The following is a 14,429-nucleotide window of genomic DNA, read 5'->3' as shown; positions in this document are numbered from 1 at the left end:
GACAGAGGGCGGATCACCCGGTGGCCGACAGAGGGCGGATCACTTGCCGGGGACGCAGTGGCAGGTCGGGTGGGGCGGCGGGTCCGGGGTGACCGTCACGGTGACGGTGGTGGTGGGTGCGGGGTCGGGCGGGTCGTGGGAGGGCGGCGGCCGGTGGGAGTCGGGCGGATCGGAGGGCTGGTCGGAGGGCTGGTCGTCACCACCGTCACCGTCGCCATTGCCGTCGTCCGCACCGCAGTTGCCCAGCACGTCGACGCGGAACCACTGCTTGCCGTCGACCTTGGCGGTGAGGTCGCCGCGTACACAGCGGCCGTCGGCGACGGAGTGCACCTTGCCCTTGACGCCGATGTCCTTGCCGTCGTCGGTCTCGCCCTGGCAGTCCACGTCGACCACCGCGTCCGCCGACGCCGACCTGCCGCGCGGGGTGACCCTGTCGTCGAAGCTGGCGGTACAGCTGAGCCACGCCACGTCGGCCTTCTGCCGCTCCAGCTCCTTGGTGGCCATCTCGTCCGTGGTGAGCGCGACCGCGGAGGTGTTCAGCTCACCGTCCACGGGATCGCACGCGGTGACGCCGAGCGCGGCGGCGCCGGCCAGCCCGACGGCGTACAGGATCGTCGGACGCCGCTTGCCCGTCACCCGGCCGCGTAACCGTCTCAATGCCCCCATGGGCGGCAGAGTGCCACCGCGTACGCCGGTGCGGTAGGCCCCTTGCGGCCATCTGTCCCCTTCCGGCCGGGAGCCACGTCGACCGGAAACGGCTCAACCCCCGCCGCTTGACGCGAGGTGGGGTCAGGACCAGCGCCCCGTACGCCCAAGGAGCAGCGCCGTCGCCGCGGTCCCCGCGGTCGAGGTGCGCAGCACGCTGCGCCCGAGGCGGTACGGCTTCGCGCCCGCCTCGGCGAACACCGCGAGCTCGTCCGGGGACACGCCCCCTTCGGGGCCGACCACCAGCACGATGTGCCCGGCCGTCGGGAGCTCCGCCGTGGCCAGCGGTTCGCTGCCCTCCTCGTGCAGGACGGCCGCGAGGTCGGCGCCGGCGAGGAGCGCCGCGACCTGCTTGGTCGACGCGGCGTCGGCGACCTCGGGGAAGCGGACCCGGCGCGACTGCTTGCCCGCCTCGCGTGCGGTGGCCCGCCACTTGGCGAGGGCCTTGAGGCCGCGGTCGCCCTTCCACTGGGTGATGCAGCGGGACGCGGTCCACGGCACGACGGCGTCGACGCCGGTCTCGGTCATGGTCTCCACGGCCAGCTCGCCGCGGTCGCCCTTGGGCAGCGCCTGCACGACGGTGATGCGGGGCGACTCCTCGGGCTCCTCGGCCACGGAGTCCATCCGCACGACGAGCCGGTCCTTGCCCTCGGTGTCGAGGACCACGCACTGCGCCCACCGCCCGGCGCCGTCGGTCAGGACGACGTCCTCACCGGCGTGCAGCCGCTTCACGGAGACGGCGTGCCGCCCCTCCGGGCCGTCCAGTACGTACCGCCCGTCGGCGCCCGCGGTGAGGTCCTCGACGACGAAGACGGGGGCGGTCACGCGGCGCCCTCCGCCGTCGACGAGGCCCTGGCCTCGGCCAGTTCGGCGGCGAGGACCTCCACGAGCTGCCCGGCGGGCAGCTCCCGGGCGAGCCGGTGGCCCTGTCCGGCCCAGAGCGCCATGGCCTGCGCGTCACCGGCCTTCGCCGCGGCCTTGCGCAGACCGCTGGTGAGGTGGTGGACCTGCGGGTAGGCGGCGGGGGCGTACGGGCCGTGCTCGCGCATGAAGCGGTTGACGAGGCCGCGCGCGGGGCGCCCGGAGAACGCCCGGGTCAGCTCGGTCCGTACGAACAGCGGGTTGGTCATGGCCTGCTTGTGCAGGGCGTTGGCGCCCGACTCGGGGGTGACGAGGAACGCCGTGCCGAGCTGCGCCGCGTCCGCGCCCGCCGCGAGCACCGCGGCGATCTGCGCGCCGCGCATCAGCCCGCCGGCCGCGACGATCGGGATCTGCGCGGTCTCGCGGACCTGGGTGATGAGGGAGAGCAGCCCGATCCCGGAGCCGTCGGCCTCGGGGTTGTCCTTGTGCGTGCCCTGATGTCCGCCCGCCTCGATGCCCTGCACGCACACGGCGTCGGCGCCGGCCCACTGCGCGGTCTGGGCCTCCTCCGGCGTGGTGACGGTGACGACGGTCAGGGTGCCGACGCGCGCGAAGGCGTCGAGGACGTCGCGGGTGGGGCACCCGAAGGTGAAGGAGACCACCGGCACCGGGTCGTCGAGGAGGATCGCGAGCTTGGCGTCGTACCCGTCGTCCCGCCCGCTGTCCGGGTCGCCGAGCTCCGTCTCGTACCAGGTGGCCTCGCCGGCGAGCTGGCTGCGGTAGACCTCGACGGCCGCGGGGTCCGCGGTGTCGGGCTGCGGCATGAAGAGGTTGACGCCGAAGGGTTGCGAGGTCAGCCCCCGCAACTGTTTGATCTCCTGGTACATCCCGTCGGCCGTCTTGTACCCGGCGGCGAGGAACCCGAGCCCGCCGGCCTCGGCGACGGCCGCGGCCAGCTGCGGCCCGGAGGCGCCGCCCGCCATGGGGGCCTGCACGATCGGATGGCGGCAGAGAGCGGTCAGTGCGGAGGACATGCACGCATCGTGCCACGGTCCTTCGGTCGCGCCGAATCGCGTGCCCCGCGCCGGGTGTGCGCCGCCTCGTCTGCCCCATCGACCGCCGTCGGCGACTGCGGGCCGTCCCGGGTTGCTCGCGCAGTTCCCCGCGCCCCTAAAGACAACCGCCCCGCGCCCTTGAAGGGGCCCGGAACGGGCCTTCAAGGGGCGCGGGGAACTGCGCGCCCAGCCCCCACCGCCCCGCAGGCGAACGACAGAGCCCCCGGCACGGGAAGATCCCGCCCCGGGGGCACCGGAGAACCGCTCAAGGCGCTACCGCCCGTTGAACGCATCCTTGAGGCGGGAGAACAACCCCTGCTGCCCCGGCTGGAACTGCCCCGTGGGCCGCTCCTCCCCGCGCAGCTGCGCCAGCTCGCGCAGCAGCCGCTCCTGCTCGGGGTCGAGCTTCGTCGGCGTGAGGACCTCGACGTGCACGATGAGGTCGCCGCGTCCGCCGCCGCGCAGGTGCGTGATGCCGCGCCCGTGCAGTGGTACCGACTGGCCGGACTGCGTGCCGGGCCGGATGTCGATCTCCTCCAGGCCGTCCAGCGTCTCCAGCGGCACCTTCGTGCCGAGCGACGCCGCGGTCATCGGGATCGTCACCGTGCAGTGCAGATCGTCGCCGCGCCGCTGGAAGACGGCGTGCGGCAGCTCGTGGATCTCGACGTAGAGGTCACCGGCGGGGCCGCCGCCGGGGCCGACCTCGCCCTCGCCCGCGAGCTGGATCCGCGTGCCGTTGTCGACACCGGCCGGGATCTTGACCGTCAGGGTCCGGCGCGAGCGGATCCGCCCGTCGCCCGCGCACTCGGGACACGGCGTCGGCACGACGGTGCCGAAGCCCTGGCACTGCGGGCACGGCCGCGACGTCATGACCTGCCCGAGGAAGGACCGCGTGACCTGCGACACCTCGCCGCGGCCGCGGCACATGTCACAGGTCTGGGCGGACGTCCCCGGCGCGGCACCCTCGCCGCTGCAGGTCGTACAGACGACAGCCGTGTCGACCTGAATGTCCTTGGTGGTCCCGAAGGCGGCCTCTTCGAGGTCGATCTCCAGACGGATCATGGCGTCCTGGCCGCGACGCGTGCGCGAGCGCGGGCCGCGCTGCGACGCCGTCCCGAAGAACGCGTCCATGATGTCGGAGAAGTTGCCGAAGCCGCCGGCGCCGAAGCCACCCGCGCCTCCGCCGCCGCCCGACTGGGACAGGGGGTCACCGCCGAGGTCGTAGACCTGCTTCTTCTGCGGGTCCGACAACACCTCGTACGCGGCGTTGATCTCCTTGAAGCGCTCCTGAGTCTTCGGATCCGGATTCACATCCGGGTGAAGCTCACGCGCCAGCCTCCGGAAGGCCTTCTTGATCTCGTCCTGGGAAGCGTCGCGGCGCACGCCGAGTACGGCGTAGTAGTCCGTGGCCACTTACGACTCCGCCAGGATCTGTCCGACGTAACGTGCCACTGCGCGTACTGCTCCCATCGTTCCCGGATAGTCCATGCGGGTCGGTCCGACCACGCCGAGTTTGGCGACTGCCTCGCTTCCCGAACCGTAGCCGACCGAGACCACGGACGTGGAGCTGAGCCCCTCATGGGCGTTCTCGTGACCGATCCGTACGGCCATGCCCGAATCCTGCACCTCACCAAGCAACTTGAGGAGCACGACCTGCTCCTCAAGGGCTTCGAGAACGGGCCGGATGGTGAGGGGAAAGTCATGTCCGAAGCGGGTGAGATTGGCGGTGCCGCCGATCATCAGCCGTTCTTCGGTCTCCTCCACGAGCGTTTCGAGGAGGGTGGAGAGGACCGTCGCGACCGTGCCGCGGTCCTCGGTCTCGAAGGCCTCGGGCAGGTCCTGCACCAACTGTGGCACATCCGCGAACCGGCGCCCCGCGACCCTGCTGTTCAGCCTGGCCCGCAGGTCCGCGAGCGCACTCTCGCCGAACGGCGCCGGGCAGTCGATCATGCGCTGCTCGACCCGTCCCGTGTCGGTGATCAGTACGAGCATCAGCCGGGCCGGAGCGAGCGAGAGAAGTTCCACATGCCGCACCGTCGACCTGGTGAGCGACGGGTACTGCACGACGGCGACCTGCCGGGTCAGCTGCGCGAGCAGCCGCACCGTACGCCCCACGACGTCGTCGAGATCCACGGCGCCGTCGAGGAAGTTCTGGATGGCGCGACGCTCGGGCGCGGTCATCGGCTTGACGCCGGCGAGCTTGTCGACGAAGAGGCGGTACCCCTTGTCCGTCGGGATGCGCCCCGCGCTGGTGTGGGGCTGGGCGATGAACCCTTCCTCCTCCAGCGCCGCCATGTCATTGCGGACGGTGGCCGGGGAGACCCCCAGACGGTGCCGCTCGGTGAGCGCCTTCGAGCCGACGGGCTCCTCCGTCCCCACATAGTCATGGACGATGGCGCGCAGCACTTCGAGCCTGCGTTCACTGAGCATCGCGCACACCTCCAGCTGTCTCTGTGAGCCCCGCCTGGCACTCACCGCGGGCGAGTGCCAGCCTTTCAAAGGGTCAGTGTACGGCCGTCGGGTACGGCCCCGGCAAGACAGCGGCTGCCGAACACCGCGCGTGCGGATAGCGTCACCGTATGAACGTGACGCCGGCATGGGAAGCGGCGGGCTGGGAGCGGCTCGCACCGCGCGTGGGGCGGCGCCGCCTGCCCCGCTGGGACTGTACGGCGGGGCTGGTCGTCGGGGACGACGCGGCCCTCATGATCGAGGCCGGGTCGAGCCTCGCGGAGGGCGCGGCCCTGCGGACTCAGGCCCGGCAAATCCTCGGCGGGGGCCGCCGGGTCACCCATCTCGCGCTGACCCACCCGCACTTCGACCACGTCCTCGGCGCGGCCGCCTTCGCGGGCGTGGAGGTGTACGGGGCGGTGGGCATCGAGACGGTCTTCACCAAGGGCCACGAGGAACTGCGCGAGGACGCGGTACGCCACGGCCTGGACGCGGACGCGGCGGCGGAGGCGGCCGACCTGCTGGTCCACCCGCACCACCTGGTGTGCGGGGAGTGGACGCTCGACCTGGGCGGCCTCCAGGTGCTGCTCGCGAACATCGGCCCCGGCCACTCGGGCCACGACCTCGCGGTCCTCGTCCCCGGCAGCGACGGCGCACCGGAGATCGTCTTCTGCGGCGACCTCGTCGAGGAGTCGGGCGAACCGCAGGCGGGCCCGGACGCGGTGCCGAAGCGGTGGCCTGCGGCGCTGGACCGCCTCCTCGACCTGGGCGGCGAGGACGCGCTGTACGTCCCCGGACACGGCGCCACGGTGAATGCGGCATTTGTCCGCGCGCAACGCGCCACACTGGCAGCCCGCTTCGGCGTGTCGTGACCGCAACGCCTTCCGCTCTTCCTATCGTCACCGGAATGCGCCAGTACTCCGCCGACCTCACGCCCCCTTGGAAGAAGCCGAAGCCCGTACCGGAGGTGGCGGCGGACGCCGGCCTCGTGGTCGAGGAGCTGAGCACCGGTTTCTGCGGGGCGGTGATCCGCTGCGAGAAGACGGCGCAGGGCCCGACGGTGACGCTGGAGGACCGCTTCGGCAAGCAGCGCGTGTTCCCGATGGAGCCCCGCGGGTTCCTCCTGGACGGCCGCCCGGTCACCCTGGTCCGGCCCACGCGGGCTTCTGCTCCTGTACGTCCCTCCCGCACCGCCTCCGGTTCGGTGGCCGTCCCCGGGGCGCGGGCCCGGGTCGCCCGCGCGGGACGTATCTACGTGGAGGGCCGTCACGACGCCGAGCTCGTCGAACGCGTCTGGGGCGACGACCTCCGCATCGAGGGCGTCGTGGTCGAGTACCTGGAAGGCATCGACGACCTGCCCGCGATCGTCGCCGAGTTCGCCCCCGGCCCCGACGCCCGCCTCGGCATCCTCGTCGACCACCTGGTCCCCGGCTCCAAGGAGTCCCGCATCGCTGCGGAGGTCACCAGCGCCCACGCCCTGGTGGTCGGCCACCCCTACATCGACGTGTGGGAAGCGGTGAAACCCGCCTCCGTCGGCATCCCCGGCTGGCCCCGCGTGCCACGCGGCCAGGACTGGAAGACGGGTGTGTGCAGAGCCCTGGGCTGGCCGGAGAACACCGGCGCGGCCTGGCAGCGCATCCTGAACTCGGTCCACTCCTACAAGGACCTGGAGCCCCCGCTCCTGGGCCGGGTGGAAGAACTGATCGACTTCGTCACCTTGCCGTGACGCGGTGGTGCGGGAGCTAGTCGACCAGGTCCCGCACCACCGCGTCGGCCAGCAACCGTCCCCGAAGCGTCAGCACGGCCCGCCCGGCGGCATAGGGCTCGGCCTCGAGCAGCCCGTCCGTCAGCGCCCGCCGGGAGGCGGCCAGCCCGGCCTCCCTCAGCAGCGACAACGGACATCCCTCCCGCAGCCGCAGCTCCAGCAAGATCCGCTCCACCCGCCGGTCCTCGGCGGAGAGCACCTCACGCCCGGCCCCGGGCGAGCCCCCGCCCGCCAGCGCCCCCGCGTACGCCCCGGGATGCTTGACGTTCCACCACCGCACGCCCCCCACGTGGCTGTGCGCGCCCGGCCCGGCGCCCCACCAGTCGGCCCCGCGCCAGTACAGCTCGTTGTGCAGGCACCGCCCGGCCTCGGACGTCGCCCAGTTGGACACCTCGTACCAGTCGAAGCCCGCGCCGCCCAGCACCTCGTCGGCGATGAGGTACCGGTCCGCGTGGACGTCGTCGTCGGTCATCGGCACCTCCCCGCGCCGGATCCGCCGAGCCAGCTGCGTGCCCTCCTCCACGATCAGCGCGTAGGCGCTCACGTGGTCGGGACCGGCCCCGATCGCCGCGTCGAGCGAGGCCCGCCAGTCGTCGTCGGTCTCGCCCGGGGTGCCGTAGATCAGGTCCAGGTTCACGTGGTCGAACCCGGCCGCCCGCGCCTCGGCGACGCATGCCTCGGGCCGCCCGGGCGTATGCGTACGGTCGAGCACCTTCAGGACGTGCTGCTTCGCGCTCTGCATGCCGAAGGAGACCCGGTTGAACCCGCCCTCCCGCAGCTCGCTCAGATACGCCGCGTCGACGGACTCCGGATTGGCCTCGGTCGTGATCTCGGCGTCGACCGCGAGCCCGAACTCGTCCCGCACGGCGCCCAGCATCCGCACCAGATCCCCGGCGGCGAGCAGCGTCGGCGTACCGCCCCCGACGAACACCGTCCGCACGGGCCGCGGGTCGTCCCCGAGGACCTTCCGGGCGAGCCGCACCTCGTCGACGAGGGTGTCCGCGTAGTTGTCCCGGGAGGCGAGCACGCCACCGGAGCCGCGCAGCTCGGTGGCGGTGTACGTGTTGAAGTCGCAGTAGCCGCAGCGCGTGGCGCAGTACGGGACGTGCAGGTAGAAGCCGAGCGGGCGGGAGGCCGCGCCGTCCAGGGCGGACGCGGGCAGCGCCCCGTCCTCGGGCATGGGCTCACCATCGGGCAGTGCGGAAGGCATGTCTTCGATTGTCCCGCACCCTCGGGCAACCCCGCGCCGCTCACTCATTCGCTCCCTGAGCCCGAAGCACCAGCAACGCGAGGTCGTCGTCCGGCGGCCGCTCCGAGAACTCGTGGACGAGCCTGCGGATCCGCTCCGCCACCAGCGGAGCGTCGAGCCCCGCGCACTCGGCCAGCGCCGCCGCGAGCCCGTTCCCGTCGTCGAACTGGCGCCGCCCCGTCCGGCGCTCGGTCACGCCGTCCGTGACGCACAGCAGCGTCTCGCCGGCCCGCAGCTCGAAGCTCTCGCTCGTGTACGTCTCGTCGTCGACGACCCCGAGCAGCATCTGCGGAGTGGCCGCTTCCCGCACCTCCCCCTCCGGGGAGAGCAGGAGTGGCAACGGATGCCCGGCGCACGCGATCGTGCAGCGCACGCCCCCTTCGTACGGCACGAGCTCCCCGTACAGGAGCGAGAGGAAGCGCGAGGTGGGCCCGTCCGGGGGCACGCCCTGCCCGCCCGCCACCGCGACGACCGCCGCCGCCGCGTCCGCCGCCTCGGTCGCGTCGTCGAGGAGGAGCTGGTTGAGGCGGTCCATGACCTCCGCGACCTGGTACCCCTCGCGGGCGAGGAGCCGCAGCCAGGGCCGGGCGAGCCCGATGACGACGGCCGCCTCCGGCCCCTTGCCCTGCACGTCGCCGAGCGCGAAGCACCAGCGGCCCTCCCCCGCCTGGAACACGTCGTAGAAGTCGCCGCCCGGGCCGCCCTTGTCCCGGGGTTCGTAGACCAGGCCGCTCTCGACGCCGGGGATCTCCGCGACCTTGCTGGGCAGCAGCCCGCGCTGGAGGACCTGGCTGATGTTGGCCTGGCGCTGGTAGCGCCGGGCCGTGCTGATCGCCAGCGCGACCCGGCGGCTGAAGTCCTCGACGAGGCCGGTGACCTCGTCGGGGAACCGGACGAGACCGGCCCGGCCGATGAGGAGCGTGCCCAGCGCGCGCCCGCCCGCGGTCAGCCGGTACGCGAGTGCCGCGCCGGACGAGCCGGACGCCGCGGAAGCGTCGAACACAGCGGTCGCCCCGGAGCCGGACCCACCGGACCCACCGGGCGCCGGCTCACCCGCCCCGCCCACCAGCGCCTCCCCCGGCCAGGGAACAGGAAACGCGCCCGAGCCCGCCGCCTCGGGCAGCCGGGGCGGCTCCTTCTCCAGGACGCGGCGCAGTTCCTCTATCCGGTGCTCGCTGGTGTGCCACACACGGGCGAGGCGCGCCCCCGACGCCCCCGGGCCCCCGCGCGCCGGCCCTTCCGAGGCGTCCTCCAGCCACACCGCGCACCAGTCCGCGAGGCGCGGCACGAGCAGCTGCCCGGCGAGGGCGGCCACCATGTCCTCGTCGAACTGTCCGGCCAGCAGGTCGGACGCCTCGGCGAGGAAGGTCAGCGCGCCCCTGTTGACCCACTCCATGTCGTTCGAGATCCGCTTGGGCAGCGGGGCGAGGATCTCGGCGGCGCGCAGGCCGCGCTGCAGGGCCTGCTCGCTCGCGTACGACTCGATCTCGTGGGCGGCCCGGACGCCTTCGACGGGCAGCCGGGCCCAGACCGTCTTGACGCCCGTGCGGTAGGTGATGCCCCAGGAGCCGGAGAGGGTCGCGACGAGTTGCAGGCCACGGCCGTACTCGGGGGTGCCGGAGGACGGCGGCGGGCCCTGTTCGCTGCGGACGGCGCGGGAGGGGTGGTGGTCGGAGACCTCGATGACGACGGCGTCCGAGCTCTCGTCGGGCAGCGCGTCGTCGAGCCGGCACAGCAGCTCGACGGCGGTGCCCGCGTGCACGACGGCGTTGGTCACCAACTCGCTGACCAGCAGCACGGAGTCGTCGGCAAGGCGGTCGGTGATGCCCGCGGCGGCGGGCACGCCCAGTTCGGTCCAGTCGGCGAGCGCCGCCCGCACGAACCGGCGCGCGGCGGCGGGCGCCAGCGGGTTCCCGGGCAGCGAGGTGCGCACCACCGCCGGTGGCCCGGCCGGGTCCGGGTCCGTGGCGGAGGCACGGAAATCGTTCTTCCGTTGCATCGGAATGGACCCCACGGTGCGGCTCCTGAGCAGTTCGGGCGAATGCGCCTCAGGCGACACCGACAGAGTGACAGACTGGCCACGCCCATAAGCACCGAGTCACCGAAGTGGGCCGTTATGAGTGAGAACAGTGCTATGCCTGTGTCCCCGCGAGATCGGCTTCCGGTTCCGGCGCAGATGACCGGCTCCGGCACGGAATCGGTCACCAGTCAGCTGCGTCCGCTTCTCGCTGCCATGCGCGCCGCACGGGACGGCGACTTCACCAAGGTCGCACCGGTCGGCGAGGGCATCACCGCCGAGCTGTACGCGGTCTTCAACGAAATGCTCGACCGTTCGCTCCACTTCGACGGCGAACTGGTCCGCGTGCGCCGCGAGATCATACGGCACGGTCGTCTGGACGAGCGGTTCGGCGCGAGCCCGGGACAGGGCCGTTGGGCGGCGCGGGTCTCGGAGGTCAACACCCTGCTGGACGCGCTGGTCGCGCCGGCGGCGAACGCCACCCGGGTGCTGAACGCGGTGGCGGGCGGCGATCTGACGCAGCGCGTGGACCTGCACGACGGCACCCGTGAACTCCGGGGAGATTTACGCCGTCTGGGACGTGCCGTCAACACGATGGTCGATCAGCTGTCCCTCTTCACGGGTGAAGTCACGCGTGTCGCCCGCGAGGTGGGCACGGAGGGGCGGCTCGGCGGGCGCGCCAAGGTGCGGGGGCTCTCGGGCAGCTGGCGGGACGTGACGGAGGCCGTCAACACGATGGCGGCCCGGCTGACGGCCCAGGTGCGGGACATCGCCCTCGTCACCACGGCGGTGGCGCAGGGCGACCTGACCCGCACGGTCACCGTGGAGGCCACGGGTGAGCTCCTCGAACTGAAGCTGACCGTGAACACGATGGTGGAGCAGCTCTCCGCGTTCGCCGCCGAGGTGACGCGCGTGGCGCGTGAGGTCGGTACCGAGGGGCAGTTGGGCGGCCGCGCGCAGGCGCGGGGCGTCTCGGGCGTGTGGAAGGACCTCACCGACAACGTCAACTTCATGGCGTCCAACCTCACCTCCCAGGTCCGCAACATCGCCCAGGTCACCACCGCCGTCGCCAACGGCGACCTGAGCCAGAAGATCACCGTCGACGCCCGGGGCGAGATCCTGGAGCTGAAGTCGACGGTGAACACGATGGTCGACCAGCTGTCGGCCTTCGCCGACGAGGTCACCCGCGTCGCCCGCGAGGTCGGCACCGAGGGGAATCTGGGCGGGCGCGCCCAGGTGCGGGGCGTCTCCGGTGTCTGGAAGGACCTCACCGACAACGTCAACTTCATGGCCGACAACCTCACCTCCCAGGTGCGGAACATCGCGCTCGTGTCGACGGCCGTCGCCCAGGGCGATCTCGGCAAGAAGATCACGGTGGAGGCGAAGGGCGAGATCCTGGAGCTGAAGTCGACGATCAACACGATGGTCGACCAGCTGTCGGCCTTCGCCGACGAGGTCACCCGCGTCGCCCGCGAGGTCGGCACCGAGGGCAACCTCGGTGGTCAGGCCCAGGTCCGCGGCGTCTCGGGCGTGTGGAAGGACCTCACCGACAACGTCAACTTCATGGCGTCGAACCTCACCTCCCAGGTCCGCAACATCGCCCAGGTCACCACCGCCGTCGCCAACGGCGACCTCTCCAAGATGATCACGGTGACGGCGCGCGGCGAGATCCTGGAGCTGAAGGACACCGTCAACACCATGGTGGAGCAGCTGCGCGCCTTCGCCGACGAGGTGACCCGCGTCGCCCGCGAGGTCGGCACGGACGGCAGGCTCGGCGGCCGCGCGCAGGTCCTCGGCGTATCGGGCGTGTGGAAGGACCTCACCGACAACGTCAACTACATGGCGGACAACCTCACGGGTCAGGTCCGCAACATCGCGCAGGTCGCGACGGCCGTGGCCCAGGGCGACCTCTCCAAGAAGATCGACGTGGACGCACGCGGCGAGATCCTGGAGCTGAAGACCACCATCAACACCATGGTGGACACGCTGTCCTCGTTCTCCTCCGAGGTCACGCGTGTGGCCCGCGAGGTCGGCTCCGAGGGGCAGCTGGGCGGCCAGGCCCGGGTCGAGGGCGTGTACGGCACGTGGAAGCGCCTGACGACGAACGTGAACGAACTGGCGCTGAACCTCACCACCCAGGTCCGTGCCATCGCCGAGGTCGCCTCCGCCGTCGCCCAGGGCGACATGACCCGCGCCATCACGGTCGAGACGCGCGGCGAGGTCACCGACCTCAAGGACAACATCAACCTGATGGTGTCCAACCTCCGCGAGACCACCCGTGCGAAGGACTGGCTGGAGTCCAACCTCGCCCGTCTCGCGGGCCTGATGCAGGGCCACCGCGACCTGATGGAGGTCGCCGACCTGATCCTGCGCGAGCTGACCCCGCTGGTGAACGCGCAGTACGGCGCGTTCTTCCTCGCCGACCCGGACACCGCGGAGAGCCCGGCGCCCACCCAGGTCACCGCGAAGGGCCTCGCGTTCATCGCGGGGTACGGCGCGGCGCAGGGCTCGGTCGTCGACACCGGTGGGATGCCCGCGCAGGGCCTGGTGCGCCAGGCCGCGCTGGAGAAGAAGCGCATCCTCGTCGAAGAGGTCCCGCGGGACTACATCAAGATCCATTCGGGGCTCGGCGACGCGGCTCCCGCCACCGTCGTGATCATCCCGATCCTCTTCGAGGACAAGCTGCTCGGCGTGATCGAGCTGGCCACGTTCTCCCGCTTCTCCGACGTCCACCTGGCGTTCTTCGACCAGTTCGTGAACACCATCGGCGTCGCCATCAACACCATCATCGCCAACTCCCGTACGGAGTCGCTGCTTGGCGAGTCCCAGCGCCTGGCCACCCAGCTCCAGGAGCGCTCGGACGAACTCCAGCGCCAGCAGGCCGAGTTGCGCCGTTCGAACGCGGAGCTGGAGGAGAAGGCGGCGCTGCTCGCCACGAGTTCGCAGTACAAGTCGGAGTTCCTCGCGAACATGTCGCACGAGCTGCGCACCCCGCTCAACTCCCTGCTGATCCTGGCGCGGCTGCTCTCCGACAACCCCGACAACAACCTCTCCGACCAAGAGGTGCAGTTCGCGACGACCATCCACCGCTCGGGATCCGACCTGCTCCAGCTCATCAACGACATCCTCGACCTGTCGAAGATCGAGGCCGGCCGCATGGACGTGCGCCCCAAGAAGCTCCCGCTCATCAAGGTCCTCGACTACGTCCACGCGACGTTCCGCCCGCTCACCCTCGACCGCGGGCTCGCCTTCGACGTGTCGGTCGGCGAGGACGTGCCGCGCGAGATGTTCTCGGACGAGCAGCGCCTCCAGCAGATCCTGCGCAACCTCCTGTCGAACGCGGTGAAGTTCACCTCGGCGGGCAGCGTCGAGCTGCGCGTCAGCCGCGTCAAGGAGACCGCCCGCGACCGGCTGGTGCACGACCACGAAGACCTGCTCTGCTTCGCCGTCAGGGACACCGGCATCGGCATCCCCGCCGAGCAGCTGCCGGTCATCTTCGAGGCGTTCCAGCAGGCCGACGGGACCACCAACCGCAAGTACGGCGGCACCGGCCTCGGCCTCTCCATCAGCCGCGAGATCGCGGGCCTGCTCGGCGGCCGCATCACCGCGGAGAGCTCCCCCGGCCAGGGTTCGACCTTCTCGCTGTACGTTCCCGTGGTGCATCCGGGCCACGGCGCGGCCGCCATCGCGTACGCGGCGACGCACACGCAGCACCTGCCGGAGCCGATGGAACAGGCCGCGCTGCGGCCGCACACCAGCCTGGAACCCGACGACAGCTGGCCCGCGCCCACCAAGCTGGAGGAGTGGAAGGAAGGGCGCCCGGGCCGCATACTGCCGGGCCGCAGGGTGCTCATCGTCGACGACGACATCCGCAACGTCTTCGCGCTCACCCATGTGCTGAGCCGCGTCGGCATGCCCGTCCTGTACGCGGAGAACGGCCGCGAGGGCATCGAGACGCTGGAGCGCAATCCGGACGTCGACATCGTCCTGATGGACATCATGATGCCGGAGATGGACGGCTACGAAACCATGGCCGCGATCCGTCGCAGTCCGCGCTGGCGGGGCCTGCCCATCGTCGCCCTCACCGCCAAGGCCATGCCCGGGGACCGCGAGAAGGCCATCGCCCAGGGCGCCACCGACTACGTACCGAAACCCGTGGACGTGGACCAGCTGCTCGGCGTCGTCTGTGCCCTCCTGGACCCCGCCGGCTCGGCCACCGCCGAGCAGCCCGCTTCCGCCGAATCCCCCGATCCAGAGACTGTCGCTCCGGAACAGACCAGCACTCGAGGAGAAGGCGCTGTTCCGCCGACAACCGAGTGAGGCACCGTG

The 14,429-nt window shown here is 71.8% G+C and carries 10 protein-coding genes; 3 read left to right on the top strand and 7 right to left on the bottom strand.

Annotation, left to right across the window (positions count from 1 at the left end; translation table 11 throughout):
* Positions 1-39 precede the first annotated feature (39 nt).
* The 5 genes from ACZ7LU_RS31530 to hrcA all read right to left on the bottom strand — a co-directional run bounded on the left by ACZ7LU_RS31530 (position 40) and on the right by hrcA (position 5,051).
* Complete coding sequence (locus ACZ7LU_RS31530; protein ID WP_470976295.1) at positions 40-666, bottom strand: hypothetical protein; 627 nt, start codon at positions 664-666, stop codon at positions 40-42.
* A 123-nt stretch (positions 667-789) separates the two neighbouring features.
* Positions 790-1,530 (bottom strand): 16S rRNA (uracil(1498)-N(3))-methyltransferase, encoded by a 741-nt coding sequence (locus ACZ7LU_RS31525; protein ID WP_471918662.1) that lies wholly within the window; start codon positions 1,528-1,530, stop codon positions 790-792.
* A complete protein-coding gene (locus ACZ7LU_RS31520) occupies positions 1,527-2,600 on the bottom strand; it encodes a nitronate monooxygenase (protein ID WP_398297672.1) in 1,074 nt (357 codons plus the stop codon). The genes ACZ7LU_RS31525 and ACZ7LU_RS31520 overlap by 4 nt, the downstream gene beginning before the upstream one ends.
* 294 nt (positions 2,601-2,894) lie before the next feature.
* Positions 2,895-4,034, bottom strand: coding sequence for a molecular chaperone DnaJ (gene dnaJ / locus ACZ7LU_RS31515; RefSeq protein ID WP_398297674.1), 1,140 nt, complete (start codon positions 4,032-4,034; stop codon positions 2,895-2,897).
* The gene (hrcA, locus tag ACZ7LU_RS31510) at positions 4,035-5,051 is read right to left on the bottom strand and encodes a heat-inducible transcriptional repressor HrcA (RefSeq protein ID WP_398297676.1); all 1,017 of its coding nucleotides are present in this window, start codon (positions 5,049-5,051) and stop codon (positions 4,035-4,037) included.
* A gap of 155 nt (positions 5,052-5,206) precedes the next feature.
* Between hrcA and ACZ7LU_RS31505 the strand changes: the two genes are divergently transcribed.
* The gene (locus tag ACZ7LU_RS31505; protein ID WP_471918840.1) at positions 5,207-5,941 is read left to right on the top strand and encodes an MBL fold metallo-hydrolase; all 735 of its coding nucleotides are present in this window, start codon (positions 5,207-5,209) and stop codon (positions 5,939-5,941) included.
* Between the two features lie 35 nt (positions 5,942-5,976).
* Positions 5,977-6,795 carry a DUF3097 domain-containing protein gene (locus ACZ7LU_RS31500; protein ID WP_468715913.1) on the top strand — a complete coding sequence of 273 codons (819 nt, stop codon included), beginning with the start codon at positions 5,977-5,979 and terminating at the stop codon, positions 6,793-6,795.
* Between the two features lie 16 nt (positions 6,796-6,811).
* On the opposite strand, the gene hemW is transcribed toward ACZ7LU_RS31500, so the two are convergent.
* Positions 6,812-8,044: a radical SAM family heme chaperone HemW gene (gene hemW, locus ACZ7LU_RS31495; RefSeq protein ID WP_468303567.1), complete on the bottom strand. Its 1,233-nt coding sequence runs from the start codon at positions 8,042-8,044 to the stop codon at positions 6,812-6,814.
* 40 nt (positions 8,045-8,084) lie between these two features.
* Complete coding sequence (locus tag ACZ7LU_RS31490) at positions 8,085-10,082, bottom strand: SpoIIE family protein phosphatase (RefSeq protein WP_471918839.1); 1,998 nt, start codon at positions 10,080-10,082, stop codon at positions 8,085-8,087.
* A 234-nt stretch (positions 10,083-10,316) separates the two neighbouring features.
* Between ACZ7LU_RS31490 and ACZ7LU_RS31485 the strand changes: the two genes are divergently transcribed.
* Positions 10,317-14,420 carry a HAMP domain-containing protein gene (locus ACZ7LU_RS31485; RefSeq protein ID WP_398297682.1) on the top strand — a complete coding sequence of 1,368 codons (4,104 nt, stop codon included), beginning with the start codon at positions 10,317-10,319 and terminating at the stop codon, positions 14,418-14,420.
* The last annotated feature ends 9 nt before the right edge of the window (positions 14,421-14,429 follow it).

The sequence above is a fragment of the Streptomyces sp. NPDC039462 genome, from assembly GCF_055639375.1.
This window is presented reverse-complemented; position numbering and strand designations above follow the sequence as displayed.